Here is a 25,255-nt window from a genome sequence, read left to right as displayed (position 1 = left end):
GTCGGTCGGGAAAGGGCCGGGCGCGCTGTCAGGGGCGCCCGGCCCTCGGTGGGCGTCAGCCCAGGTCGGCGATGGTGGTGCGGACCTTCTCGGCGATCTCGGCGGGCAGCGGCGCGTAGCCGTCCTTCTCCAGGAGGCCCTGGCCGTCCTCGCTGGCGATGTAGCCGAGGAAGGACTTGGTGGCGTCGAGGGTCTCGGCCTTGTTGCCCTTCTCGCAGGCGATCTCGTACGTCACCAGGGTGATCGGGTAGGCGCCCTCGGCCTTGGTGTCGTACGCCAGCTCCAGGGCGAGGTCGTTGCCCTGGCCGACGATCTTCGCCTCGGAGATGGCCTTCGAGGCGTTGTCGACGGTGGCCTCGACCGGGGTGCCGGCGCCGGTGTCCAGGTCGACGGTCTTGATGCCGTCGGTGGCGTAGGAGAGCTCGAAGTACGAGATGGCGCCGGCGGTCTGCTTCACCTGCTGGGCGACGCCGGAGGAGCCCTGCGCGGACTGGCCGCCCTTGGCCTCCCACGCCTTGCCCGGCTCGTACGGCCAGCTCTTGGGCGCGGCGGCCTTGAGGTACTTGGTGAAGTTGTCGGTGGTGCCCGACTCGTCGGAGCGGTGGAACGCCTGGATCTTGGTGTCGGGCAGCTCGGCGTCCGGGTTGAGCTTCTTGATCGCCTCGTCGTCCCAGGTGGAGATCTTGTCGTTGAAGATGTCCGCGAGGGTGGCCGCGTCCAGGTTCAGCTTGTCGACGCCGGGGACGTTGTAGCCGATCGCGATCGGGCCGCCGAGCATCGGCAGGTCGATGGCCTGGCTGTCCTTGCAGACCTCGGCGGACTTCTCGATCTCCTCGGGCTTGAGCGCCGAGTCCGAGCCCGCGAAGGCGGTCTGGCCCTGGAGGAAGGCGGTGACGCCGGCACCGGAGCCGTCGGGCTTGTAGTTGATCTGGGTGTCCGGGCAGGCGGCGCGGTAGTTCTTGATCCAGACGTCCATCGCGTTCTTCTGCGCGCTGGAGCCGGAGGCGAGGAGCTGGCCGCCCTTGCCGCACTCGACGTCGGCGGCCGTGGCGCTGGCCTCGTTGCCGCCGCCGGTGGTGTCGCCCGTCTCGTCCGAGCCGCAGGCCGTCAGCGCCAGGGCGCCGGACAGGGCGAGTGCACCGAGGGTCAGGGCGCGCGCCCTGTTCTTGCGCTGAAGCTTCACTGTCGGGGATTCCTTCCAGAAACCGTCCGAGTCCGCGGTGCTCGCGGCTCGCTCGCGTAAGGCCGAAATTAGGCAGATCAGGTGACGCCGTCTGCTGGCCGAAGTGAACTGGGGGTGAACCTCCCCTGTCGGGCTGGTTCCCCCGGCCTCCGGGGCGCCGGGCCGGATGACGCTCAGGTGAGCGGTCCGGCGGGGTCCGGCGGGCCGAGGAGCCGCAGCAGTTCGGCGACCAGGCCGCGGTCGCGGGGCTGGTCGAGCAGGCGCAGGGCCTCCTCCGGCTCCACCCAGCGCACCTCAGCGATCTCGTGGTTCGGCGTGAACGTTCCTCCGGTCGCCTCGGCGGCCCAGTACCGCACCACCTTGGGGCGCCCGCCGACCTCGTAGTGGAGCGTCGGCAGGGGCGCGCCCGGCAGGCAGTCCTGCCCGGTCTCCTCGCGGACCTCGCGGACGGCGGCGGTCAGCGGGTCCTCGCCGGGCTCCAGCTTCCCCTTGGGGTGCGACCAGTCGCCGTACTTGGGGCGGTGGACCAGGCAGACGGTCAGGGGGTGTCCGTCCGGGTCGGGCGCGCGCCGCCACAGCACGCAGCCGGCGGCCTGGATCGGGACGGGCTTGGCATCGGACATGGCACCAGTGTGCCGAGGCGGGGCGGGGCCGCCGGACACCCGGGCCGCTGGGGCGGGGAACAGGCGCGGTGGCTGGGCTGGATGGGGGAGGGGGCGTGGGAGGGAGGAATACGGGAAACCCGGCCGCGAGCCCGCCCGGATCGGCAGGATGTGGGCATGAATGACGGAAGGCAGACGTGGCCCGGCCCGCGCAGGATCGTGGTGCGGGCACCGGAGGACCCGGTGGAGGCGGTCACGGAGGCGGACGCCTGCGACGCCCCCCTCGACGTCGACACGGCACTGGTCCGCGGACCCCTCTTCGGCGTGGCCGCGCAGGAACTCGACGGCGAGGACTCCCGCTGGCGCGTGGTCTCTGCCCTCAAGGAGGGCTGCCCGCAGCAGGCCAGGGACGCCCTCATGGACCTGCTCTGGCTGCGGGCGTACGAGGAGTCCGCCACCCGTGAGGAGCGGCGCGCCCTGCTCCCGTGGATCGCCCGGCTGGAGCGCGAGCGCCTGGACGAGCTGACGGTGCTGGGCACCCGTTTCCGCGTCGTACGGGCCGACGAGTACGCCGCCGTAGGCCCGGACGGCATCGAGACGCCCCGCCCCACCGACCCCGAGCCGGTCGTCCAGGACGGGGAGGAGTCCCTGAGCGAAGGCCGGCTCGACGAGGACGTGGTCCTCGACCCCGACGCGCCCCTCACCCCCAGCCAGGCCACCGAACGCCTCCTGATGACCGGCCTCGTCCAGACCGCCGCCACCTTCCCCGACGACTTCCGCGAGGACGCCCGCCGGGCCGTCGCCACCCACCCCGACGTGCTGATCCTGCCCGTCACCTTCCGGCTGGTGCAGCGCAACGGCTTCACCTGGCAGCTCGGCGGCTCCCTGCACGCCGCCCCCTACTGGGCCCGCAAGTCCCTGGTCTTCAGCCTCAGCTGGTTCGAGCCCCGCGAGAAGGGCTACATCGCCTGGGACTTCGGCAACCGCCAGGACGACGCCCGCAGCTGCGTGGCCGCCGCCACCCCGGAGGTGGCCGCGGTCCTGGAGGCGTACGCCGACGCCGCCGACCGCGTCCAGGCCGAATGCCTCAACGAGGTCGAGGTCCTCGGCACCCTCCACCGCGTCGCCCGCGCCCGCCGCCTGGTCCGCTGGGGCCCGGACGGCCCCGAGGGCCCCCGCCCCTCCGACGTCGACGTCCAGGAGCCCTGCCAGATCAGGCCGCGCCTGGACGAGGACGGGGTGATCCACCACGAGTGGGAGGACGAGGACGAGGACGAGAACGAGGGGGCCGGGGCGGACGAGGGCGTGGAGGCCGACGGGAGCCAGGCGGACCGGGTGTGAGCGGAACTGCCCGGTGTCCGCCCCGGCGGCGTGCCCAGGGGCTACCCAGCGTCACCACCTGGGGTGAAATGAAGGAAATGTGCGGGTACGCGTCTCAGAAGGTGGTCAAAAGCGGGGGTGGTCTGGTCAGGTTGTTAACCCACCCGTAACACTTAGGGTCGAAGTGGGTCCCGTTCCTCCGGTCGGGACCCCAGCACTGTGCGAGGCAACGGCGCCGAGCGCACCCCACCGGGCGTACCGGTGCGCGCGCCTGCCCGGACGAGGCGGCGCCTGCCCCCTGCGCCCGGCGACCTTGGCCCGGTCCCCGCGACCGGCCCCCGCGCCAGAAGGGACCCCCGGTGACCCGTAACGACACCAAGGACCAGCTCGCCCAGCTCCTCGCCGAGACCGAGCGCCGCAATCCGGCCGAGCCGGAGTTCCACCAGGCCGTCCGGGAGGTGCTGGAGAGCCTTGCCCCGGTGCTGGCGGCCCGGCCCGAGTACGCCGAGCCCGGGCTGGTCGAGCGGCTGGTCGAGCCCGAGCGGCAGATCATCTTCCGGGTGCCGTGGCAGGACGACCGGGGGCGCGTCCACGTCAACCGGGGGTTCCGGATCGAGTTCAACAGCGCGCTCGGCCCGTACAAGGGCGGACTGCGCTTCCACCCCTCGGTCAACCTCGGCATCGTGAAGTTCCTCGGCTTCGAGCAGATCTTCAAGAACGCGCTGACCGGGCTCGGCATCGGCGGCGGCAAGGGCGGCAGCGACTTCGACCCGCACGGCCGCTCCGACGCCGAGGTGATGCGGTTCTGCCAGTCCTTCATGACCGAGCTGGCGCGCCACATCGGCGAGCACACCGACGTGCCCGCCGGGGACATCGGCGTCGGCGGCCGCGAGATCGGCTACCTCTTCGGCCAGTACCGCCGCATCACCAACCGCTGGGAGGCCGGCGTCCTCACCGGCAAGGGCCCGCTCTGGGGCGGCTCCGCGATCCGGCCCGAGGCCACCGGGTACGGCAACGTCCTGTTCACCGCCGCCATGCTCCGCGAGCGCGGCGAGGACCTGGAGGGCCAGACCGCCGTCGTCTCCGGCTCCGGCAACGTCGCCCAGTACACCATCGAGAAGCTGACCGCCCTCGGCGCCAACGCCCTCACCTGCTCCGACTCCAGCGGCTACGTGGTGGACGAGAAGGGCATCGACCTCGAACTCCTCCAGCAGATCAAGGAGGTCGAGCGCGGCCGCGTCGCCGACTACGCCGAGCGGCGCGGCGCCTCGGCCCGCTTCGTCGCCGGTGGCAGCGTCTGGGACGTCCCCGCCGACGTCGCCCTCCCCTCCGCCACCCAGAACGAACTGACCGAGGCCGACGCCACCACCCTGATCCGCAACGGCGTCAAGGCCGTCTCCGAGGGCGCCAACATGCCCACCACCCCGGAGGCCGTCCACCTCCTCCAGCAGGCCGGCGTCGCCTTCGGCCCCGGCAAGGCCGCCAACGCCGGCGGCGTCGCGGTCAGCGCCCTGGAGATGAGCCAGAACCACGCCCGCACCACCTGGCCCGCCACCCGCGTCGAGGACGAACTCGCCGCCATCATGACCGCCATCCACGACACCTGCCACGAGACCGCCGACCGCTACGGCGCCCCCGGCGACTACGTCACCGGCGCCAACATCGCCGGCTTCGAGCGGGTGGCGGACGCGATGGTGCAGCAGGGGGTCATCTAGCCACCCCGGGCACGCCCCGGCCGAGTACGCCCCCTACTGCCCCACCCGCCCGTCCACGCACTCCCGGAGCAGGTCGGCGTGGCCGCAGTGGCGGGCGTACTCGTCGATGCGGTGGACCAGCAGTTCGCGGATGGCGATGTTGTCCGTGCCGACCCGGGTGGAGAGGTCCGGGTAGGCGGACAGGGCGGTGTCGGTGGCCGTCTGTTCGCGTGCCAGGTCGCTGAAGGCGGCCTCGACCTGGGCCGGGTCGGCGACGGCGCCGTGGAAGTCGGCGTCGCGCTCGCCGTAGAGCTTGGGGGCGGGGTCGCCCTCGCCGAGCCAGTTGCGCCAGTCGCGTTCGACCTCGGCGAGGTGGCGGACCAGGCCGAGCAGGGACATGGTGGACGGCGGGACCGAGCGGCGGGCCAGCTGTTCGGCGTCGAGGCCCTCGCACTTCATGCGCAGGGTGTGGCGGTAGGCGGTCAGGAAGTCCTGGAGTGTGGCCAACTCGCCTTCGGGGCCCGGGCCTTCGGTGTCGCGCGGATCGTCGGCGGGGTCGACCCACATGTCGGGGAAGACGGTCGCGCGGGTCCAGCGTGCGGATTCTTCGGTCATGTGGTCATGGTGGGGCGCACGCGGCGGGGCCGCCACCGAGTTCCGGTGGCGGCCCCGTGCGCGGGGGCGCGGGGATCAGCCGGTGGCCGGGCCGTTGCGGTCGCGGAAGCGGCGGCGCGCTCCGGTGACGAGGGCGGCCAGGGCGCCCGCCGCCGTCAGGCCGACGGCCAGCGCGAGCAGCTCGGTGGCGCCGGGGCCGCCGGTGTCGGGCAGTTCACCGCCGGGGCCCGGGCTGTGTGTCGGGCCGGGGGTCGGGGTGGGCGTCGGTGAGGGGGACGGGCCGGGGCCCTCGCGGTCGGTGTTGGTGATGGTGCAGGTGGCTGACTCCCCTGCGGCCAGGGTCACTTCGTCCTCGTCGGTGACCGGGAGCGGCCCGCTCGCGCCGACGCAGCTCCAGCCGGAGGCGTCGTAGCCCTCGGGCCCGTCGCTCTCGGCGAGCTGGTACGTCCCGGGTGCGACCTCGCCCTCGGCGCCGCCCGGGCCGCCGAGCTGGTCGGGGCCGGTGGCGGTCAGTTGCCAGTCGGGCGGGGTGGCGGTGCCGCCGTGCCGGTTGACGACCTTCTTGACCAGCCGCAGGCGGGCGGAGTCCTCCTCGTCGCAGGTCACGGTGTTGGTGACGGTGAGGTGGGTGTGTTCGCGGTCGAGGGTGGCGTGGAAGGGGAGGTCACCGGTGGCGGGGTCGCCGTTGGCCTCGGTGACCTGGCTGTCGGTGAGTTCGCAGCGGTCGGGGAGGGTGGTCTCCTCGTCGACGGTGGCGGTGTCGCCCGGGGCGTAGCCGCTGCGGGGCGTGCCCCAGGGCTGCGGGGCGGCGGCGGCGCCGTCGGGGCCGGTGAGGGTGAGGGTGGCCTCGTAGCCGTCGGGCTGGTCGCCTTCGGCGTAGGAGGTGCCGTCGATGGTCCAGCGCTTGTCGACGGTCAGGTCGACCAGTTCGTCCTGGTCGGGGCGGTTGTAGACGGTGCAGGAGACGCCGCCCTGGCGGGCCAGGTCCACGGTGAAGCCGGTGGGTCCGGAGTTGGTGACGGGGACCGGGGTGCCGTCGTCGAGGTTGACGCAGACCGCGTTGGCGCCTCCCTGGGTGACCAGGGTGTGGGCGGGCTGCTGGGTCTCCGCGACGGTGACGGGGGCCTCGCCGGTGGTGGGCGGGAACTCCGGCTCGAAGGTGACGCCGCCGGTGCCGTCGTCGTCGGTGGTGCGGGTGTCGGGGAGCCCGCCCAGCGGCTCGGTGGAGGAGGCGGTGAACTCCCAGCCGGGGCCGGCGTTCCGGGAACCGGACACGTCCTCCCCGGTGTTGGACTCCGGAACGATCTGCTTGATCACGGAGAGCGTGCCCGCGCAGTGGCTGAGGGCCAGTTGGTTGAGGGCGGCGCCGGCGGCGGAGAAGTCGGTGGTCTGGTAGTAGTCGGCGGTCTCCGGGTTGTCGCCCGTGAAGGGTTCCGGGCCGGAGATGGCGCGCAGGTTGAGCCCGGAGACGCCCTCGACGCCCCGGCCGACGCCGACCGCGACCACCCGGGTGCCCTCGGCCTTCACCGCGTTGGCGGCGAAGATGCCGCCCTCGGTGTCGGCGAAGTGGGTCCGCGAGCCGTCACCCTCGATGGGCTTGCTGAACCGGGTCGGGTTGCCGTCGGTCAGCACCACGGTCAGGTCGTACCGGGTCGGGGCCTTGGCGACCGCGTACAGCCCCTGGTCCCAGTTGGTGCCGGAGCCCAGTTCCCAGTCGGCGTACAGGCTCTTGAAGGCCTCCGCTCCCGCCTGGGTGGAGACGGAGGTGGGCTCGGGGTGGTTCTCGGTACCGGTGCTGGGGGAGTTCCGGTCGAAGGAGAAGAGGGAGAGCCGCGAGGGGGTCCCGGCGAGCGTGTCCGTGAACTGGTCGGCAGCGGCCTTGAGCTGGGGCAGCGCGCTGCCGACGGAGGCGGAGAGGTCCAGGACGAGGGCGACGTCGATCCCGCAGGCGCCGTTCAGCGGCGGGTTGTTCCTGGACTGCTGCCAGATCCCGGTGGAGGCGGTGAAGGGGGACTACCGGTACTCCGTGCTGTACATGAAGTCGCTGGTGGAGGAGTACGTCTGCCCGCCCTCCAGCTCCGGCGTGGGGAAGGCGTACGCGGGCGAGAGCGAGCCGGAGCCGCTGCCCGGACCGGTGCGCAGCTCGGGGTTGGTGTACCAGCCGGACGGGGCCGCGATCTGGCGGACGGTGTAGACGGCGCCCTCGTGGGGGCCGCCCGGGCCGGTGCCGGGGACGGTGAACGAGCAGTCGCCCTCGGCGTCGGAGACGCAGACGCCCCAGTCGGGGTCGACGGGGTCGGTGGCCGCCTCGTCGGTGAAGAGGCCGAGGGTGACGCCGGCGAGCGGACCGACTACGGCGTCGGCGGTCCGGTCGCCGCCGGTGCGCACGGTCACGACGGAGGTGGTGGGCGTCGGCGCGGGGACCTCGGCGACCGCCACGGGGGCGGTGGCCGGCGCGGGCGCGAGGCCGGTGGCGCAGAGCAGAGCGGTGAGCGCGACGAAGGCGCGTACGGCCACGGCTGCCCGTCGCCGGTGGGGTGGTGCCATCTGGGTTCGCCCGTTCCCTCGGGCCCGGGTCCGCAGCGGCCGGGCCGGTCGTCTCTCGGTGGCCCGCCGATCGGGCGCACCCAGAAGAACAGGTCATATGACTGGTTGTCGGTCATTCCTCCCAACGGGGGCGCGGCGGACCGGGCGGACCCCTCCCCGGTCACGTCCAGCGGCACGAACCGGGCGTCGGCGCCCTCCTGCCGGAGCAGCGCTTCGGCGTCGCCGCCGCGCCGCTCGTCCCGCGCGCCGAGGAGGACGGTCGTCCCGCGCGCGCCGAGCTGACGTGCCGTCTCCAGCCCAATTCCCTTGTGGGTACCGGTGAACAGGGCGATGTGCGTCGTCATGGCTCCACGGTGCGTCCGCCCTCCCGCCCGAACAGCAGACCCGCGATCTCGCGGAAGGCTTCCTCGGGGGCCCGGCCCTCCAGCGCCTCGTCGAGGTTGTCGCTGAGCAGGAGGGAGGCGAAGCCGTGCGCCAGCGACCAGGCCGCGACCCCGGCGAGGCGGGGCCGCGTCGCATCGGCCCCCGGCGCTCCGGCGACGCCCGCGCGCAGCGCCTCGCCGGCCGCGGCGGTGGCGGCGCGCAGGGCGGGGTCCTCGGTGCGGAGCAGGGCGGGCTGGAACATGACCTGGAAGTGGGCCGGGTGCTCGCGGGCGAACCGGACGTAGGCCACCCCGCGTTCGCGCAGGTCGGGGGCGGCCTGGAGGGCGGCCGCGAAGAGGGTCCACCCTTCGGCGGCGAAGGCGGTGAGCAGGCCCGTGCGGTCCTTGAAGTGGTGGGCGGGGGCCGCGTGCGAGACCCCGGCCCGGCGGGCGAGGTCGCGCAGGGAGAGCGCCTGCGGGCCCTCGGCCCTGATCACCTCCTCGGCGGCGGCGAGGACGGCCCGCCGCAGATCGCCGTGGTGGTAGGTGCGCTCGGCCTGCTCGCTGGACATGGGAGCAGCCTACGCGGGATCTAGTCATTGACAAGTTGGAGGGGGAGGCGCACGCTGGGCTCGGATCTAGTCGCTGACTAGATGGCGTACGGACGCGGCTGGGTGGGACCCGGCGGCGGGCGCGACGCGACAACGACCGACACGGACGTGGACGTAAAGGGCGGGGACGGCATGACGGACGGGACGAACACGGGCACCGGCACCGGTACGGACGCGGGGGCGGCCGAGCGGGCGGCCGCGCGGCGGATGTGGCACCTCCTGGAACCGCTGCACGCGGTGGTCTACTACGCCCCCGAGGCGTACGAGGAGGCGGCGGCCCTCGGCTACGGCACGGCCGAACGCTGGCCCGCCTACTTCGCCTGGCGGGCCGCCCCGCTCGGCCCCGCCGATGCGGCGGAGACCACCGCCGCCTTCCACAGCTTCAGCCCGGACGTGGTCGCCCGGCACGTCCCGGAGAGCTGGCGCATCGCGGCCCCGGCGGCCGTCCTGGCGGCCCGCACCCGCGCGGTCACCCGGACGTACGCCGCCCTCCTCGGCCCCGAGGCCCACGCCCCCGGCGTCGCGGAGGCGGCCGCCCTGGCCCGCCGGGTCGCCGAGGCGGCCGTCCCCGCGGGCCCCCTGAGCGCGGCCAACGCGGCGCTTCCCTGGCCCGTCGACCCCGCCGCCGCCCTGTGGCAGGCGGCCACCGTGATCCGCGAGCACCGGGGCGACGGCCACCTCGCCGCCCTGCGCGAGTCCGGCCTCGACCCGGTCGAATCCCTGGTCTCCTTCGCCGCGATCGGCGCGGCCCCGCCCGAGGTCTTCGCCAGCCGCGGCTGGACCCCCGCCGCGTGGGAGGCGGCCCGCGCCCGGCTGGCCGCCCGGGGCCTGGTCGACGCGGCCGGCCTGGCCACCGAGGCGGGGCGGGAGCTGCGCGCCCAGGTGGAGCGGCGAACCGATGAACTGGCGGCGGCGCCTTGGCGGGTGCTGTCCGAGGACGAGCGGGAGCGCCTGGCCGAGGCCCTGGAGCCGTTCTGGGTCGCGGCGATCGGGTCGGGGTTGCTGCCCGGGGTCAACACCTTGGGGATCGGGAAGGTGTGACGGGTGCGCCCGGCGTCAGCACCCCACGTTCTTGATTCCGGTCCCCTTGTTCCCGAGGGTCCCGCCGTAACGGAACTTCTGCTACTTCTTGGCGCCGATCGCGAATTTCGGGTCCTTGCGGAGGGCGATGGTGACGGTGAAGCACTTCTTGGCGGAACAGGCGTTCCTCACCGTCACGTAGCGGCAGGACTTCTCGCTGGACCACTTGACCACCGTGACGCAGGCGGCGGCCGCCCGCGCGTCGGTGCGCTCGCCGGTGTCGGCGAGGGCGACGGCCTGGCCTGCGGTGAGGGTGGCGGAGCCGCACAGCAGGGCGGTGGTGGTGTGCCGGGCGTTCGCCTTTCGCCGCCCCAGGGGATGCGTTCGGTCGGCATGCGCGCCCCCCCGCGCTCACTCTCCGGCGGTCATCTCCGCCAGCTTCACCACCGTGTTCCAGTTCCGGCTGGTCGCCGGGCCCGCCGTCTTCGGGATCGCCCGGGTCAGGGGATCGGCCAGCCGGGAGCGGCCCAGGCCGTCGGGGGTGTGGAGGTAGACGGCGCGGTCGCCCGGCCGGAAGCCCTCCGGGTGGAAGGCGGCGGGGTCGAGCTTGGTGAGGTCGGCGGGGGTGACCGTGCGGGAGAGGTAGATGACGTGGAGCTGCTTCGGCTCCAGGTCGGCGGCCGGGAACGGGCAGGCGTCGATGACCGCCTGGAGGTAGGTGTGGTCGCGGACGAGGACGCCGACCTCGAAGCCGTACCGGTCGCGCAGGGCGTCCGCGATCCCGGTGGCGAGGGCGTCCGGGTCGGCCTGGGGGCTGGTGAAGACGGCGTTGCCGCTCTGGAGGTAGGTGCGCGCGTCGCCGTGGCCCAGTTCGGTGAGCAGGGTGCGCAGCTCGGCCATGGGAACCTTCTTGTGGCCGCCGACGTTGATGCCGCGCAGCAGGGCCGCGTACCGCTGGGAGGTCGTCATGGGGCCAGCCTAGAAACGGGCACCGACAGGGCGCCCGCCCCGCGTACCGGGTACCGGCCGCCGGAGTGACTACCCCGTCCGCGCCCCCGTCCCACCTGGCCGCATCCCGCGCCACCCGAGCGGCCGAAGACCTCGGGGGTTCCGGGCGGGAAGGCGTACGGGATGCGCCCTCTCTCCGACTTCCGACCCGTGGCGGCACTCAACCGGTGGCGCAACGACCCGACCGTCATGCAGACGGTCCGGTCCGCCGCCGCCGCGACCTTCGCCTACGCGGCGGCGGTCTGGCTGCTGGGCAACAAACCGCCGCCGCTGCTCGCGCCGCTGACCGCGCTGCTCGTCGTCCAGGTCACCCTGTTCGCCACCCTCACCAGCGGCATCCGACGGGTGAACGCGGTGGTGGCGGGCGTGCTGATCGCGGTGGGGTTCAGCGCGCTGGTGGGGCTGAGCTGGTGGAGCCTCGGCATCCTCATCATCACGGCGCTGGCGCTGGGGCATCTCGTACGGGTCGAGGAGTTCGTCCGCGAGGTGGCGATCTCCGCCATGCTCGTCCTCGGCGTCTCGCACGCCACCGACCTCGCCCTCTCCCGCGTCCTGGAGACGCTGGTCGGCGCCGGGGTCGGCCTGCTCTTCAACTTCGTCTTCGTCCCGCCGGTCTGGGTCTCCTCGGCGAGCGAGTCCATCGAGGACCTTGCCTCGCGGATGAAGGACCTGCTCATCGACATCGGGGACGAGGTGGCCGGCCACACCCCGGTGGAACGCGCCGCCGCCCGGCTCCACGAGGCGCGCGACCTCAACCACGACATCGCCGAGGTCGACGAGTCCCTCGACCGCGCGGTGGACAGCCTCCGCTTCAACCCGCGCGTGCGCGAGGGCCTGCTCTCCCGCGTCGTCCTCCGCACCGGCCTGGACACCCTGGAGATCATCGCCGTGGTGCTGCGGGTCACGGCCCGCACCCTCACCGACCTGGCCCGCGAACGCACCGACGAACCCCTCTTCCCCGAGGAGACGGCCACCGCCCTCCAGGACGTCTTCATCAACATGGCCGGGGCCATCGACAGCTTCGCCGTCCTCATCACCGCCCAGGTCAGCAAGGATGCCGACGAGGCCGAGACCTTCCTGCTCACCGAGTTGTCGGCGGCCCGCACCAGCCGCGAACACGTCGCCGCGCTGCTCCTCGAACACGTCCAGGAGCACCCCCGCCAGTGGCAGCTGCACGGCGCCCTGCTCACCGACATCGACCGCGTCCTCGACGAACTCGACGTCGAGAAACGCTCCATGCGCCTCGCCGAGGAACTCGACCGCTCCGCCCGCCGCCAGCGCGAGCGCTACCCGCGGCTGGCCCCCGCCCAGCGCTGGGCGGGCAAGAAGACCCGCGAGGTGTGGCAGAAGGCCACGGGGTGGACCCGCCGCAAGGGCAAGAACAAGGGCAAGGGCAAGAACAAGGGCAAGGACAGGAAGAAGACCGGGTGAGCGTCACGCGCGCCTCAGCGCGCCGCCCCGCTGTCACCCCCTTCCCCGCCCTGCTCGATCTCGGCGAACCCGTCCACCAGCCGCCCCAGTACCCGGAGGCAGGCGTCGATCTCGGCGTCGGTGAGGTCGCCGGGGAGTTCCGCCAGCATGGCTTTCTCGCGGGTGGTGATGGACTCGATGGTGGCGCGGCCGGCGGGGGTGAGACGGATCAGGGGGGAGCGCTGGTGGGCGGGGTTCGGGGCGGTGGTGACCCAGTCGTGGGTGGCGGCCTCGTTGGTCATGCGCTGGACGAACTGGCGGCTGAGGGACTGGAGTCGGCCCAGTTGCGGCACGGTCAGGTCGCCGTGGGTGTGCAGCAGGTCGAGGACGGCACGGACGCCGACCGAGACGCCCCGGGCGGCGTTGTCCTGCTCGATCTTGCGCTGGACCCGCCGGTACAACGGCCCGACCAGGGCGAACACCTCCATGAGGCGGTCGGCGAGCCGCTCGGGCGGCAGGGGCTCGGTGGGCGCGGGGCGGCGGGTGTCGGTCACCCGGCCATGGTGGCACCGGCGGCCCTTCGGCGGACACCAACATGACAACTCAGTTGTCAAAATCACCTCACCATGACACCTTGGTTGTCATGACGCGACCCACGCCGTACGACGGCTCCCCCGCGCTCTTCCCCTCCTGCGACGGCGACCTCGCCTACCTCGACACGGGGCCCCCGCAGGCGGGCGCCGCTACCCCCGCCCTCGTCCTCCTCCACCCGGGCTGGACCGACCACACCCTGTGGAGCGAGGTCGTCCCGCTGCTGGCCGCACGCCACCGTGTCATCGCCCCGGACGCGCGCGGCCACGGCGCCTCCGCCAACGCCTCGCGCCCCTTCCGCCCCTGCGACGACCTCGCGGGCCTCCTCCGCCACCTCGGCACCGGCCCCGCCGCGCTGATCGGCTGCTCCATGGGCGCCGACACCGCCGTCGCCACCGCCCTGGAACACCCGGACCTGGTCCGCGCCCTCGTCCTCGGCGGCGGCGGCAGCGGGCGGAACATGGAGCTGCGCACTCCGTGGGCGGTGGAGAACGCCGCCCGGCAGCAAGCCGCCCTCGCCGCCGGGGACCTGCCCGGCTGGGCCGAACACTTCGCCCACGGCGCCGTCGGCCCACAGCGCCAACCCGGTGACCTGTCACCCGAGTTGCTGGACCGCATCCGCACCGCCGGCCTCCGTACCCTCTCCAAGCACACCCCGGACGAGCCCGACCACCACATCCCCGTCCCCGACCTGGCCGCCCGCGCCGCCGCCCTCACCGTCCCCGTCCTCGCGGTCAACGGCGCCCTGGACGTTCCCGAACTCGCCGCGCACGCCCGCCACGTGGCCGACTCCGCGCCCTGGGGGCGCACCGTCACCCTCCCGGACGCCGGGCACTTCGCGCCGATGGAGCGGCCGGCTGAGTTCGTGGAGGCGGTGGGGGAGTTCCTGCGGGAGGTCGAGGCCGAGGCCGGCCGGGGGCGCTGACGGCCGGCGCGCATGCCGCGGGACACCTTCCGGGGAAACTCCGCCGAGGCCGGGCCCGCCTCCCTCACCGGGTCCTGGCCGGCCTCGCCCGGATGGTGCACGGCTGGCTCCGTACGCCCCGGGCGCGCCGTCTGCCCGGCCGGGTCACCGGCGCAGTCATCGCGGGGTGGACCCCGGCTCGTACGGCAGCCCCACCAGGGCCGCCGCTCGCGCGCTGAGGTCCGGGTCCGGGCCGAGCCATTCGCAGATCAGCACGGTGGCGTCGTCCTGCAACCGGCCGTCGTGGTGGTCCAGCAGGGCGCGGACCAGGCGGCGCAGGGTCTCCGGTACGGGCAGGCCGTCCGCGTGGTGGCGGACGAGGAAGTCGGTGAAGCGGGTGAGGCCGAACTCCTGGTCGTCGGCGCCGCGTGCCTCGGTGACGCCGTCGGTGTAGAGGACGATCCGGTCGCCGGGCTCCAGCTGGTCCTGGCAGAGGGTGACGGGGAGCGCGAGGTCCGTCCCCATCGGCGGTCCCGGCGGGCACTGCAAGTGGCTGCTCCAGCGGCCGCCCCGGATGAGCACCGGGGTGTGGTGGCCACGGTTGGCCCAGCTCAGCACGCCGGTACGGGTGTCGAGTTCGGCCAGCAGCCCGGTGGCGTACCGGCCGTGCCCGAACTGCTCGACCAGGGCCTCCTCGATCCGTGCCGCGGTCTCGACCGGCCCCGCCCCCTGCCGCCGGGCGTTGCGGCCGGCCCCGATGGCCAGGTGCGCGGTCAGCCCGGCGGCGGTGTCGTGGCCCATCGCGTCGAAGACCGACAGGTGCACGGTGTGCGTGTTCCGGGCGGCGGTGGCGTAGTCGTAGGCGTCGCCGCTGATCGTGTACGCGGGCTCCATCGCCGCCGAGATCACCACGCGGCCGTCCGCGTAGGTGCGCGGGGCCATCTGGGCCCACTGCATCTCGGCGGCGATGTTCAGCGGCCTGACGCGTGTCAGGCGGGCGTGTGCGTCGCTGATCCCCTGTTTGCTCTCGATGATCAGGGCGATGACCGAGGCCAGCAGGTTCATGTACTGCTCTGCGTGCTCGTGCGTGTGCTCCTGCTCGTGCTCGGCCTTGTCCGCCGTGGTGATGCGCAGGACGCCGAGCCGGTCGGTGCCGTCCAGCAGCGGGACCCACCAGTGGTGCTCGCCGGAGCCGGCGGGGGCGCCGGCGGTGATCGTCCCGTACTGGTATGCGCGGCCCGCCACGCTGCCGTCGACCGGCAGTTCCGCCTCGTACTCGGCGTCGCGGTCGCCGGTGAGCGGGCGGAGCACCTCGCGCTGGAGGTCGGCGAGGTAGATCAGCACCTGGGTGGACCCGACCTGCGCCGCGTACTCGGAAGCCTTGGACGGCAGCAGTTCCAGCGCCATCAGGTGGCTGTCCGCGAGCAGGCCCGCCAGCATCCGCCAGCCGCGCGCCTCCCGGTCCTGCCCGCTCTCCATTCGCGCACCCGCCTCGTCGAGGTCGGCCCGCTGCCCCGCGCGGCGCGCCCTGGTCGTCGTCCCACCTTGACGCGGTCCCGCCGGTGCTGCATCCGCAGAGACGGGGAGAGGGACGGTACGCGGCCAGGCGGGCCTAACTCCGTCCCCGCGCCCCCAGCGCCTCCAGCCCCACCGCGAACACCCCTTCCTCGAACTGCGCCGCCAGCGCCGCCCCGTCCCCGTCCCCGTCGGCCGGGCGGAAGGTGGCCGTCCAGATGACCGAGGAGCGGGTGTCGCCCTCGGCGCGGACCTCCAGGCGGGCGCGGTAGTCCGTGAGCGGGAAGGGATGGGCGACGAAGCCGTACTCCAGGGTCATGAGGGTGTCGTCGACGGCGTGGAGAGCTTCGGTGAGCCGGAGGCCGTCCGTGGTGACCAGGTCGCGGAGGCGCGGGTCGTCGGGGTGGGCGGTGCTGGAGGCGATCCCGGGGTGCCAGGCGGCGAGGGCGGGGAAGTCGCGGACCTCGCGCCAGACGGCGTCGGCCGCACGGTCCAGGACCCGGTGGGCCCTGGCCTCGGCGTACCGCTGCGGGTGCTGCCGCGGGGGCTGCGGCGCCTGGGGTTCCCGCCGCTGCCCCGGGAGAACGGGGTGGGCCTGCTGGAGGTCCCGTCCCGGCTGGGGGTTCTGGTGCTGGGGGTTCTTCGGCACGGGCTCTCCCGGAGGCGGTGGGGTACGGGCTGACGCGTTCCGCCTGTCTAGTCGGGGCGCCCGGGAGCCCGGAGGCATGCGGGGTGCGGTTCACCCGAACGGGGCGGGCGCCACCGTCACGGGGTCGCCCGTCCCGGCCCCGCCCGTCCCGGCCCTGCCCAGCCTCACCGTGCCAGCAGCCCCCGGATCTCCTCCGCCACCATCCCCGGCTCCTCCTCCGCCATGAAGTGCCCGCACGTCACCGTCCGGTGGCGCAGGTCGGGGGCCCAGGCCCGCCACAGCGCCTCCGCGTCGTAGCCGAGGGCGGCGCCCCAGTCCTGCTGGAGGACGGTGACGGGCGTGCTGAGGGTGTTTCCCGCGTCGCGGTCGGCGGTGTCGTGGGTGACGTCGATGCCGGCGGTGGCGCGGTAGTCGGCGGTGATCGAGGGGATGGCGGCGGCCGAGGCGGAGAGGTAGGCGGCGCGGATCTCGGGCGGGAGGGCGGCCCGGTCGCGGGTCCAGATGTCGAGGAAGTGGCCGAAAAAGGCGTCCGGGCTGCCGGCGAGGAGCTGTTCGGGCAGGCCGGGTGGCTGCGCCAGCAGGTACAGGTGGAAGCCGACGGCGGCCGAGGTGCCGTGCAGGGAGTCCCACATGTCGAGGGTCGGGAGGATGTCGAGCAGGGCGACCCGGGTGACCGCCTCGGGGTGGTCGAGGGCGGCCCGGAACGCGACCAGCGCGCCCCGGTCGTGCCCGGCGAGGGCGAACCGGTCGTGGCCGAGCGCGGCGGCGAGGCGGACGATGTCGCGGGCCATGGTGCGCTTGGCGTACACCTCGGGGCCGGTCTCGGCGGGCTTGTCGCTGGCGCCGTAGCCGCGCAGGTCCGGACAGATCACGGTGTGGCCGGTGGCGGCGAGGTCGGCCGCGACGTGCCGCCACATGAGGCGGGTCTGCGGAAAGCCGTGCAGCAGCACCACCGGGGTGCCGCTGCCACCGACGGCCACATCCAGCCACACCCCGTCGTCCACCGCGACGCGCTGCGAGGTGAAGCCGGGGAGGTCGGTGAGGTCGGGGTGGGGTGCGGGGCCGGAGGCCGGGGGCGGGGGAGTCATGGAGGGGCTGTCCGTCTCTCGTGGCAGGGTGGCCACGGGCTGGTGCGGCGGGCGGGAGCGTCCGGCCCCCGCCCGGGGACGCCTCCAGCCTCCGCGTGCCGGATCAGCACGGGATGAGTGGAGAGCGGAGGACGAGGACGACCGTGACGAGGACGACCGTGAGGACGACGTGACGACGACGGGCGCGGCCACCCCGGCGGCCTCCCCGGCGGCGGTCGGGTTCGGGGTGCTCGGGCCCGTCGAGTGCCGGGACGGCACGGGCCTGCCGGTCCGGCTCGGCGGGCCCCGGCACCGCGAGGTCGTCGCCCGGCTGCTGGTGGCCCGGCGCCGGGTGGTGCCGGTGGACCGGCTCGTCGCGGACCTCTGGGAGGAACCGCCGCCGGGCGCGGTCGGCGCGGTACGCACCTTCGTCGCCGAGGTACGCCGCGCCCTGGAACCAGGCCGCCGCCCGCGCACACCCTCCCGCCTCCTGGCGACCGAGGGGCCCGGGTACGTCCTGCGCCCCGATCCCGGCGCCGTCGACGCCTGGCACTTCGAGGCCGAGGTGGCACGCGCCGCCGGGCTCGCCCCCGCGAACGCGGCTCCCGTGCTCGACGCCGCCCTCGCCACCTGGCGCGGCCCCGCCTACGCCGACTTCCCCAGCGCGCGATGGGCGCACGCCGAACGCGCCCGGCTCGCGGAACTGCGCCTGCACGCCGTCGAGCGCCGGGCCGATGCGCTGATCCGCTCCGGCGCACCGCGCGAGGCCGTCTGGGATCTCGACGCCCACGTCGCCGAACACCCCTGGCGCGAGGACGGCTGGCACCTCCTCGCCACCGCCCTGCTCCGCTCCGGCCGCCAGGGCGACGCCCTCGGCGTGCTGCGCCGTGCCCGCCGGGTCCTCGCCGACCAGCTCGGCGCCGACCCGGGCCCCGGCCTCGCCCGCCTGGAACGCGAGGTGCTGCGCCAGGCCGACCACCCCGACGAGGCGGCGCCGGCCGCCGGGGACGAGGTGTGGAGCAGCGCGGCGGCGGCGTACGAGGGCAGCGTCCCGGCCCGCTCCCCGGCCCGCCTGGAGGCCACCGCGAGCCTGCTGCGGGAGCTGGCCGTGACCGGCGCGGGCGGCCTGGACGCGGCCCGGCGCCACCGCGCGGCAGCCGTGGCCGCCGCCGAACGCACCGGGGACGCCGAGCTGGCCGCCCGCGTCATCGGCGTGTACGACGTGCCGGCCGTCTGGACCCGGGTGGACGACCCCGAGGCCGCCCGCACGGTGGTCCGCACCGCCGAACGCGTCCTGGCCCGTCTCCCCGGGGACGCCCCCGAGACGGTACGCGCCCGCCTGCTCGCCTCCGTCGCCGTCGAGTCACGCGGCGACGCCCTCGCCGAAGGAGCCCTGCCGCGCGCGGCCGACCCGCCCGGCAGCCTCCGCGAACCCTGGCGTCACCGTGCCCAACAGGCCGCTGCCGAGGCCGAGTCGGCAGCCCGCCGCCTCCACGACGCGTCCCTCCTCGCCTTCGCCCTGAACGGCACCTTCCTCCAGAGCTTCGCCCACTGCGGCCAGGCCGCCCGCCGCGACGCGATCGGCGCCGAACTCGTCCAACTGGCCCGCACCCACGGCCTCGTCGGCCCCGAGGTGCTGGGCCGCCTGACCCGCGTCCAGGCCCTCGCCGGCCTCGGCGACCTGCCCGGCGCCGACCACCAGGCCACCGCCGCCGACCACCTTGCCGACCGCTACGAACGCCCCCTCGCCCGCGTCTTCACCACCTGGTACCGCGCCCTGCGCACCACCCTGGCCACCCCCGCCGACCTGGCCGCTACCGAGGCCGTCGAGGCCGCCGAGGCCGCGTACGCCGAGGCCGTTGCCCTCCTCCCCACCTGCGGCATGCCCGGTTTCGCGACGGGCCTCCCCGCTCTGACCCGCCTCGCGCCGGTGGTACGGACAGGCGCACTTCCGGCGCCCGAAGCATTCGCCGAGGCGGACTGGGGTCCGTACGACCCCTGGGTGCGCCCCCTGCTCCTCCTCGGCGACGCCCGCCCCGACGAGGCCCGCGAGGCCCTGCGCATCGCACCCCGCCCGCCCCACGACCTCATGGCCGAACCGATGTGGTGCCTGCTGGCCCGTGCGGCGGCGCTCGCGGGTGACCCCGTACTCGCGGCCCGGGCGGTGGCGGTACTGAGCCCGGCCGAGGGCCAACAGGCGGGCGCAGCGAGCGGGTTGCTGACCTTCGGCCCGGTGGCGGCGTACCTGGCGGAGGCCCGGGAGGCGGCGGGCGGATAGCCGGCCCGCAGGGTGTCCCGGTCCGGCGTCCCTCACCCCGCCTCGGAGGCGACCTCCGGCTCCCAGCGGGCGAGGCAGGCGCGGAGTACGTCCGGAGGGACCTCGTAGACCGCGCAGAGACGGTCGAGGGACATGCCCTCGCGATGCTGCGCGAGGATCTGCTCGCGCTTCCACTCCAGATGACGGACCCAGGCGGACAAGGTGGCTCCTTCGCAGGTGACACAGCGTGCGTACGGCGGGATGCGCGGAGAGTCGTCGGCGCTGGGCGCGTTCCAGGGCTGCGGCGAGTCGAGCGCGCGGAACGCCACCCGGTCGAACGCCATCACCCACGGCCCGTACCCCTCCAGCAGGAGCCGCCGCCCACCCGCCCGGGTGTGCCCCCGCTCCACCACCCGCCGGTACTCCCCGGCAACCGACACCAGGTCCCCTTCCCGCACCGTCTCCGGCGTGACGAGCCGCGCCACGCAACCGGCCACGGCCCGGGGATCGGACGCACCCGGATACGTCTGCAACTCCTTCTCGGGAACCAGGAACTGCCGATCCCCGAGCGGCACGGCCGCGACCCTGCGCAGGGCACCCTCCACGTCCAGCAGCAGAAGCTGACGGCGGGTACGGGGGTGCCAGACGACAAGAGACATGGGGGTACCTACTCACCGGGGGGTGGTTTCTCTCCGTGAGCCTTCAGACTCACCCAGTGATGGCTAGGCTGGCTAGCAAGTTGTGGACCAACTCCCCGGTGGCACAAGAGGGGCATATGCCGATGAGCGCGCGTGCGAAGGAACTCGATCCGGCGGGTTTGAACAAGAAATTGTTCGGGGCGAGGCTCCGTCGGATGCGGGAATCCCGAGGCTGGAGCCTTGACTACCTCGTCACCAAGATTCCGATGAGCAAGTCCCAGTTGGCCCGCGTCGAACGGGGCGAGTACCTGGCACCGGAGAGGATTCCCGCACTCCTGGACGAGCTGTTCGGCACGGACGAACTGTTCGTGCAGCTGTACGCGCTGGCCTGCCGGGAAGCGGTTCAGGACCAGTATCAGCGCCGGATGGAGTGTGAGGCGCAGGCGGTGTCCATCAAGGAGTACGCGGGCACGCTGGTCCCGGGCCTCCTCCAGACCGACGAGTACGCTCTCGCGCTCTTCGCTGCGACTCGACCCGGTGACCGTGCCTGGCAAGAGGAACAGCTCGCGGTCCGCAAGCAGCGACAGACGCGCCTTTATGGACCGGACGCACCACACCTGGCGGTACTGCTGGACGAGGCGTCCATCAGGCGCCCGATCGGTGGGCCGAAAGTCATGAGAAGGCAGTTGGAGTTCCTGGTGAGCATGGTGGACACTCCTTCATGCGTCATTCAGCTCTTGCCGTACAACCACGGTGCGCACAGCTTGCTCGGTGGCTCGCTGGCTCTCTTCACGCTGCCAGAGGGCAACTCCATTGCGTACGAAGAGTCGATTGACACCGGAACCCTCTTGGAGGCTCCCGCCGTGGTGCAAGAGCGAATGCTCCGTTGGGAGCGTCTTTGGGGATGTGCGCTGTCACCCCAGAAGACGGCAGCGGCTTTGAACGATGCGATGGAGGCATTGCCCCGATGAACTCTCTCCCGAATCCCGGCTGGGTCAAGTCGTCATATAGCAACGGCGGTGGCGGCGGTTGCATCGAGTGGGCCGCCACCCACGCCGCCACCTTCGGCCAAGTCCCTGTCCGCGACAGCAAGGACACCACCCTCGCGGGCTTCACCGTGGCCGCTCCCGCCTGGTCTGTGTTCGTGGACTATGCCAAGTCCGTCGGGGTCTGAAATCCCCGTGCACGCAGGGGCGTCGAGCGGGAAGATCTGAGGCGTAGCGTTCTCCCGCCTGTGCGAGTTGGAGGTACTGCCGATGATCGGATTCCTGGACCCCGGTTGGGGCAAGACGTCCTAGAACCAGGCCGGGCCCTCCCTCAGGGCCCGGCCCGCTGCTGTGTCGGGCGGGTCACGATGGACGGCAGTCTCCCGGTGCAGGGGCGGGGGCCCGCGAGGATGAGTGCGTGGCGATAGCGGAGTTGGTGCTCAAGTACCTGGACACCTTGGTGTGGCCGGCGGTCACGGTGGTCCTGGTGGGGATGTTGCGGGCGCAGATCCGGCAGGCGTTCCAGCGGCTGACCCGGCTGGAGACTCCGGCGGGGACGCTGGAGTTCGAGGCGGCGGCCCGGGCCGTGCGGGACGAGGCCGACGACCTGCGGGCGCCGGAGGAGGAGCCCAGCCGGACGCTGCCCGGTTCCGTCCGGACCGACCCCGACGGCGGGTGGCCCCAGGACGAGGACGAGGAACCGCCGCCGGACGAGGACGCCTTCCCTCCCGATCCGGAGGAAGGGCCGTACGAGTTTCCGCGTGGCGGCGCCTGGGGTGCTCCTTCGGGAGGCGGCGACGGCCCTTACCGGTCGGGACCCCCGCCCCCGGCTCGGCGGGACCCCTTCCAGGACGCGCTGGAGCTGGCGGCCGACTCGCCCGTGCGGGCGGTCGCCCTCGCATGGGAACGCCTGGTGGTGTGCGCCGTGGAGGTACTGGACGCCCGTGGCCACCCGCTCGGCCCGCAGCCGTACGCCCACAGCTCGGAGCAGATCCGGGGCTGGCTGGCGGGGCTGGGGCTGCCCGTCGAGGCACAGGGTGTCCACAGACGCCTGCAAGCCCTGTGGAACCAGGCGTTCCAGCATCCGGAAGCGGTCACCCCGGCCGCTGCCGGCGACTACGTACGGAGCTGCCGGTCCCTCGCGGCCGAGCTACGCGAACTCCCCTGATCCCGCGGCTCCCCCTCCCCGCCACCCAGGTGGTTCACCCGGGCGGGGCCGACGCGGCGGCTGTCCGCGACCACGCCGCAGGAGAAGCTTTCGTATGACCACGAGGGCGCGACATGCGAGGGGTCATGACGAGACGGACTGGGTGCTGCGGCACGTGACGTCACTCCGGACGGTCGTCGCCGAGTGCGCCCCGACTCTGAGGAGTGGCCGCCGCACGATGCGTCCGCACCACCTCGTGGACCCGGTCACGTCCGACGCGCGTCCGCCCCGCCCTGCTGAGAGCGGCTCCCGCGGGGCGGTGGCCGGTGCCGGGCTCCGGAATTCACCGAGGGGCCGGGCGCCGGGGCGGGCTGTGCCGCGCGACGGCGTCGTGGATCGGGGTGGTGCCGGCGATGAGTTCGAGGACGCGTGGGCTGGTGGAGTCGGTGGAGAGCAGGGTGGCGAGGACGGCCGCGACGTCCTCGCGGGCGATGTCGCCCACGCCGGTCCGCTCGGCGAGGTGGACCATGCCGGTTCCTGGCCGGTCCCGGAACCAGGCCGGCCCGATCACCGTCGTGGCCAGCGCGGAACGCGCCAGGAGGTTCTCGTCGGCGCGGCCCCTGGCTCGCAGGAAGGTCTCCACGAGTGGGTTGTCACGGTAGCGCGCGGCGGGATCGGCGCCCATGACGGAGAGCATGACGAAGCGGCGGACTCCGGCGCGTTCGGCCGCGTCGGCGAAGGTGACGATGGAGTCGTGGTCGACCGGGGCCGGCTGCCCCGGCGCGACACCGAGCCCCGCACCAGCGGCGTACAGCACCGCCCGCGCGCCGGTGAGGAGCTCTGTGAGGTCCTCGGCACTGGCGGTGGCGAGATCAGCCACCAGCGGCCGGGCCCCCGCGTCGCGGACCACTCCGGCCTGTTCCGGGCGCCTGATCACGGCGCTCACCCGCTCCCCCCGGACCGCGAGAAGACGGGACACCGTCAAGGCCACCCTGCCGTGACCACCAGCGATGACAACAGACATGCGGGCGACCGTACCGAACTCCGCACGCCGTGCTCCGGCGGATGGCCCAAGCCTCACACCTACGGGTCCCGGCGTCGCCCGAAAGTGCGGTGCCCGGCCCCGGTGGACGTGGCGCCACCGGCCACCGGGGGGAGAAGCATGACCAGCAGGTTCACCGAGCTGACCGTCGACTGCGAGGACCCGGAGGGCCTGGCGGAGTTCTGGTGCGCGGTGCTGGACTTCCAGGTGATCGACTCGGGGGCGGGCAAGGCCGAGATCGGGTCCTGGGTGCCGACGGCCGAGGAGGTCCGGGCCCGGCAGATGCCGCGAGTTCGACGTGCTGCGCACGCTGGCGCCGTAGGGCGCCCCCTGAGCACTCCCTGAGCACCCCCTGAGCGCCTACCGGTACAGCCCGTCCCCGTGCGGCCACACCCGGGAGGCGACGACCTCGGCGACCAGGTCCGGGGTCAGTTCGGTGGTGTCGATGACCTCGGCCTCGCGGTAGAGCCAGGGCACGGCCTGCTGGTAGCGGGGGAGATGGTCCAGGCGCCACTGGCGGCCGGCGACGCCGGCGGGCTCGATGTCGTTGGCGATGCGGTGGACCAGGGTGTCCTGGTCGGTGTGGAGCAGGAAGTGGTGGACCGGGATTCCGGCCTTGGCCAGGCCCGCGCGGATCTCCTGCCAGTACTGCTCGACCAGGACCGTCTGCGTGACGACCAGCGTGCCGCCGACGTGGTCCAGGACCTGACGGGCGGTCTCCACGACCAGGCCGCGCCAGGGCGGGAAGTCCTGGAAGTCCCCCTCCGGCACGCCCAGTACGTGCCACAGCATCTCCCCGACCTTCTCGGCGTCGAAGATCCGGGAGTCGCGTATCCGCGTGGTCAACTCCCCGGCCGTAGTGGTTTTCCCTGCCCCGAACGTGCCATTCAGCCAGATGATCACACCGGTAACTTTACGTGCTCTTGGGGTGACAGGGGAGGCCGCACCCCGGCCCGGCGCGGACGCCGGGGCGGGGGCGAGGCCCGGCCCCGGCGCCCACGCGCTCGGCGCGGGTCAGCCCCGCGGGGCCACCGGGGCGGGCACGGGGGAGGGCACCTCGGTCGGGGCGGGGACCGGGGAGGGCACCTCGGTCGGCACGGGTACAGGCGCCGGGACCTCGGCCGGGACGGGCACCGGGGTCGGCTCCTCGGCCGGCGTCGGCACCGGCTTGGGGGCCTCGGTCGGCGTGGAGGCTTCCTCGGCCGGGGCTGGCGCGGGCACGGGGGTGGGGACCTCGTCCGGCGTCGAGACCCCGGCCGGGGTGGAGACCTCCACCGGGGCGGAGCCGGAGGCCGAGGCCACGCTTCCCGTACCGGCGGCGAGCAGCGCGGCTCCGGCCGCGAGGCCGTAGATCCGGCGGCGGTTCAGGGTGATCTTCCGGTGCTTGGACACGGACGTTCCTCTTTCGGCTGCGGACCCTCCGCGCATCGGAGGGCCTGGTGCAAGAGGAGTACGGGGGCGGGGTGCGACCAGGTTGCACGGCAACCGCTTTCCGCCGGCGTGCAACCTGCGCGCGCCCGGCCACGTATGGAGGAAGAGCAGGGGTGGGGCGGCGGAAGGTCGGGGCGAGTGAAACAAGCGGTGCGGGAACGGGAGTTCCGGGAGTACGCCGAGGCGTGCCAGGCGCGCCTGAGGCGTGCCGCCTACCTGCTGTGCGGGGACTGGCACCAGGCCCAGGACCTGACCCAGACCACCTTGATGAAGCTCTACGCGGCCTGGGGCCGGGTCCGCCGGGACGGCAACGTGGACGCCTACGCGCGCACCATCCTCACCCGCACCTTCATCGACCAGCAGCGCAAGGGAGGCTGGCGCGAGGAGTCGGTGGGCGAGATACCCGAACTCCCCGTTCCGGCCACGGGGACACCGGAGTTGCGGTTGCTGATGAAGGAGGCGCTGATGACGCTGGCACCGAGGTACCGGGCCGTCCTGGTACTGCGGTACTGGGAGGACTGGACCGTCGAGGAGACCGCACACGCTCTCCAGGTGACACCGGGCACGGTCAAGAGCCAGAGTGCCCGGGGGCTGGCCCGCCTGCGCCAGGCCGTCGAGAACCTGTCCCACGAGACGGCCGGGAGGTGACGCGGGAG

The 25,255-nt window shown here is 73.7% G+C and carries 26 protein-coding genes and 2 pseudogenes; 11 read left to right on the top strand and 17 right to left on the bottom strand.

Features of this window, described 5'->3' with window-relative positions:
• Positions 1 to 55: 55 nt before the first annotated feature.
• Positions 56 to 1,183, bottom strand: a complete 1,128-nt coding sequence (pstS, locus tag OIM89_RS13910; protein ID WP_047139394.1) for a phosphate ABC transporter substrate-binding protein PstS — start codon at positions 1,181 to 1,183, stop codon at positions 56 to 58.
• A gap of 173 nt (positions 1,184 to 1,356) precedes the next feature.
• Entirely contained in the window at positions 1,357 to 1,806 is a 450-nt protein-coding gene (locus OIM89_RS13905) for an NUDIX hydrolase (RefSeq protein WP_030696181.1), read from the bottom strand.
• A gap of 156 nt (positions 1,807 to 1,962) precedes the next feature.
• On the opposite strand from OIM89_RS13905, the gene OIM89_RS13900 reads away from it, so the two are divergent.
• A complete protein-coding gene (locus tag OIM89_RS13900; RefSeq protein ID WP_175458525.1) occupies positions 1,963 to 3,126 on the top strand; it encodes a DUF5954 family protein in 1,164 nt (387 codons plus the stop codon).
• Between the two features lie 338 nt (positions 3,127 to 3,464).
• Positions 3,465 to 4,820 carry an NADP-specific glutamate dehydrogenase gene (gene gdhA, locus OIM89_RS13895; RefSeq protein WP_030696183.1) on the top strand — a complete coding sequence of 452 codons (1,356 nt, stop codon included), beginning with the start codon at positions 3,465 to 3,467 and terminating at the stop codon, positions 4,818 to 4,820.
• A gap of 33 nt (positions 4,821 to 4,853) precedes the next feature.
• Here the strand turns inward: gdhA and OIM89_RS13890 are convergent, their stop codons facing one another.
• From OIM89_RS13890 to OIM89_RS13870, 5 genes and pseudogenes are all read right to left on the bottom strand, one after another.
• Entirely contained in the window at positions 4,854 to 5,414 is a 561-nt protein-coding gene (locus OIM89_RS13890) for a DinB family protein (protein WP_030696184.1), read from the bottom strand.
• Between the two features lie 75 nt (positions 5,415 to 5,489).
• Complete coding sequence (locus OIM89_RS13885; protein ID WP_264491310.1) at positions 5,490 to 7,049, bottom strand: hypothetical protein; 1,560 nt, start codon at positions 7,047 to 7,049, stop codon at positions 5,490 to 5,492.
• 378 nt (positions 7,050 to 7,427) lie between these two features.
• Entirely contained in the window at positions 7,428 to 7,961 is a 534-nt protein-coding gene (locus OIM89_RS13880) for a hypothetical protein (RefSeq protein WP_264491819.1), read from the bottom strand.
• Between the two features lie 158 nt (positions 7,962 to 8,119).
• A pseudogene (locus tag OIM89_RS13875) lies at positions 8,120 to 8,305 on the bottom strand (SDR family NAD(P)-dependent oxidoreductase); the annotation flags it as partial.
• Positions 8,302 to 8,895 (bottom strand): TetR/AcrR family transcriptional regulator, encoded by a 594-nt coding sequence (locus OIM89_RS13870; protein ID WP_030696186.1) that lies wholly within the window; start codon positions 8,893 to 8,895, stop codon positions 8,302 to 8,304. The pseudogene OIM89_RS13875 and the gene OIM89_RS13870, both read right to left, overlap by 4 nt.
• Positions 8,896 to 9,066: 171 nt before the next feature.
• On the opposite strand from OIM89_RS13870, the gene OIM89_RS13865 reads away from it, so the two are divergent.
• Positions 9,067 to 9,975 (top strand): SCO6745 family protein, encoded by a 909-nt coding sequence (locus OIM89_RS13865; protein WP_264491309.1) that lies wholly within the window; start codon positions 9,067 to 9,069, stop codon positions 9,973 to 9,975.
• A gap of 81 nt (positions 9,976 to 10,056) precedes the next feature.
• Here the strand turns inward: OIM89_RS13865 and OIM89_RS13860 are convergent, their stop codons facing one another.
• Together OIM89_RS13860 and OIM89_RS13855 are read right to left on the bottom strand one after the other, a co-directional pair.
• Complete coding sequence (locus tag OIM89_RS13860; protein WP_264296847.1) at positions 10,057 to 10,188, bottom strand: hypothetical protein; 132 nt, start codon at positions 10,186 to 10,188, stop codon at positions 10,057 to 10,059.
• 177 nt (positions 10,189 to 10,365) lie between these two features.
• Positions 10,366 to 10,923 (bottom strand): DUF1697 domain-containing protein, encoded by a 558-nt coding sequence (locus OIM89_RS13855; RefSeq protein ID WP_047466060.1) that lies wholly within the window; start codon positions 10,921 to 10,923, stop codon positions 10,366 to 10,368.
• 162 nt (positions 10,924 to 11,085) lie between these two features.
• Here OIM89_RS13855 and OIM89_RS13850 point away from each other — a divergent pair, with 162 nt between their 5' ends.
• Positions 11,086 to 12,393 carry an FUSC family protein gene (locus tag OIM89_RS13850; RefSeq protein ID WP_264491308.1) on the top strand — a complete coding sequence of 436 codons (1,308 nt, stop codon included), beginning with the start codon at positions 11,086 to 11,088 and terminating at the stop codon, positions 12,391 to 12,393.
• 14 nt (positions 12,394 to 12,407) lie between these two features.
• Here OIM89_RS13850 and OIM89_RS13845 read toward each other — a convergent pair whose 3' ends face one another.
• On the bottom strand, positions 12,408 to 12,926 hold the full coding sequence (locus tag OIM89_RS13845) for a MarR family winged helix-turn-helix transcriptional regulator (RefSeq protein WP_030696191.1): 519 nt from the start codon (positions 12,924 to 12,926) through the stop codon (positions 12,408 to 12,410).
• An 89-nt stretch (positions 12,927 to 13,015) separates the two neighbouring features.
• On the opposite strand from OIM89_RS13845, the gene OIM89_RS13840 reads away from it, so the two are divergent.
• Complete coding sequence (locus tag OIM89_RS13840) at positions 13,016 to 13,888, top strand: alpha/beta fold hydrolase (RefSeq protein WP_264491307.1); 873 nt, start codon at positions 13,016 to 13,018, stop codon at positions 13,886 to 13,888.
• A 156-nt stretch (positions 13,889 to 14,044) separates the two neighbouring features.
• Here the strand turns inward: OIM89_RS13840 and OIM89_RS13835 are convergent, their stop codons facing one another.
• The 3 genes from OIM89_RS13835 to OIM89_RS13825 all read right to left on the bottom strand — a co-directional run bounded on the left by OIM89_RS13835 (position 14,045) and on the right by OIM89_RS13825 (position 17,119).
• Positions 14,045 to 15,346, bottom strand: coding sequence for a PP2C family protein-serine/threonine phosphatase (locus OIM89_RS13835; RefSeq protein ID WP_264491306.1), 1,302 nt, complete (start codon positions 15,344 to 15,346; stop codon positions 14,045 to 14,047).
• A 133-nt stretch (positions 15,347 to 15,479) separates the two neighbouring features.
• The gene (locus OIM89_RS13830; protein WP_047466053.1) at positions 15,480 to 16,031 is read right to left on the bottom strand and encodes an SRPBCC family protein; all 552 of its coding nucleotides are present in this window, start codon (positions 16,029 to 16,031) and stop codon (positions 15,480 to 15,482) included.
• A 164-nt stretch (positions 16,032 to 16,195) separates the two neighbouring features.
• Positions 16,196 to 17,119: an alpha/beta fold hydrolase gene (locus tag OIM89_RS13825; RefSeq protein ID WP_217467793.1), complete on the bottom strand. Its 924-nt coding sequence runs from the start codon at positions 17,117 to 17,119 to the stop codon at positions 16,196 to 16,198.
• 226 nt (positions 17,120 to 17,345) lie between these two features.
• Between OIM89_RS13825 and OIM89_RS13820 the strand changes: the two genes are divergently transcribed.
• Positions 17,346 to 19,376, top strand: coding sequence for an AfsR/SARP family transcriptional regulator (locus OIM89_RS13820; RefSeq protein WP_264491788.1), 2,031 nt, complete (start codon positions 17,346 to 17,348; stop codon positions 19,374 to 19,376).
• A gap of 32 nt (positions 19,377 to 19,408) precedes the next feature.
• Here the strand turns inward: OIM89_RS13820 and OIM89_RS13815 are convergent, their stop codons facing one another.
• Positions 19,409 to 20,014: a hypothetical protein gene (locus OIM89_RS13815; protein WP_257380897.1), complete on the bottom strand. Its 606-nt coding sequence runs from the start codon at positions 20,012 to 20,014 to the stop codon at positions 19,409 to 19,411.
• Between the two features lie 122 nt (positions 20,015 to 20,136).
• Here OIM89_RS13815 and OIM89_RS13810 point away from each other — a divergent pair, with 122 nt between their 5' ends.
• The 3 genes from OIM89_RS13810 (at position 20,137) to OIM89_RS13800 (ending at position 22,147) form a co-directional block, all read left to right on the top strand.
• Positions 20,137 to 20,964, top strand: a complete 828-nt coding sequence (locus OIM89_RS13810; protein ID WP_319802328.1) for a helix-turn-helix transcriptional regulator — start codon at positions 20,137 to 20,139, stop codon at positions 20,962 to 20,964.
• Positions 20,961 to 21,167 (top strand): DUF397 domain-containing protein, encoded by a 207-nt coding sequence (locus OIM89_RS13805; protein ID WP_047466041.1) that lies wholly within the window; start codon positions 20,961 to 20,963, stop codon positions 21,165 to 21,167. Before OIM89_RS13810 ends, OIM89_RS13805 begins: the two co-directional genes overlap by 4 nt.
• A gap of 230 nt (positions 21,168 to 21,397) precedes the next feature.
• Positions 21,398 to 22,147, top strand: coding sequence for a hypothetical protein (locus OIM89_RS13800; RefSeq protein WP_264491305.1), 750 nt, complete (start codon positions 21,398 to 21,400; stop codon positions 22,145 to 22,147).
• A 322-nt stretch (positions 22,148 to 22,469) separates the two neighbouring features.
• On the opposite strand, the gene OIM89_RS13795 is transcribed toward OIM89_RS13800, so the two are convergent.
• A complete protein-coding gene (locus tag OIM89_RS13795) occupies positions 22,470 to 23,150 on the bottom strand; it encodes an NAD(P)H-binding protein (RefSeq protein ID WP_238469661.1) in 681 nt (226 codons plus the stop codon).
• A 138-nt stretch (positions 23,151 to 23,288) separates the two neighbouring features.
• On the opposite strand from OIM89_RS13795, the pseudogene OIM89_RS13790 reads away from it, so the two are divergent.
• Positions 23,289 to 23,456 (top strand): annotated as a pseudogene (locus OIM89_RS13790) (VOC family protein); the annotation flags it as partial.
• A gap of 72 nt (positions 23,457 to 23,528) precedes the next feature.
• Here the strand turns inward: OIM89_RS13790 and OIM89_RS13785 are convergent.
• Positions 23,529 to 24,071 carry an AAA family ATPase gene (locus OIM89_RS13785; RefSeq protein WP_030696203.1) on the bottom strand — a complete coding sequence of 181 codons (543 nt, stop codon included), beginning with the start codon at positions 24,069 to 24,071 and terminating at the stop codon, positions 23,529 to 23,531.
• 111 nt (positions 24,072 to 24,182) lie between these two features.
• On the bottom strand, positions 24,183 to 24,560 hold the full coding sequence (locus tag OIM89_RS13780; RefSeq protein ID WP_151168687.1) for a hypothetical protein: 378 nt from the start codon (positions 24,558 to 24,560) through the stop codon (positions 24,183 to 24,185).
• 177 nt (positions 24,561 to 24,737) lie between these two features.
• On the opposite strand from OIM89_RS13780, the gene OIM89_RS13775 reads away from it, so the two are divergent.
• Entirely contained in the window at positions 24,738 to 25,247 is a 510-nt protein-coding gene (locus tag OIM89_RS13775) for a SigE family RNA polymerase sigma factor (protein ID WP_030696205.1), read from the top strand.
• Positions 25,248 to 25,255 lie beyond the last annotated feature (8 nt).

The organism is Streptomyces sp. BI87 (assembly GCF_025957665.1).
Classification (GTDB): Bacteria; Actinomycetota; Actinomycetes; order Streptomycetales; family Streptomycetaceae; genus Streptomyces; species Streptomyces albidoflavus.
This window is presented reverse-complemented; position numbering and strand designations above follow the sequence as displayed.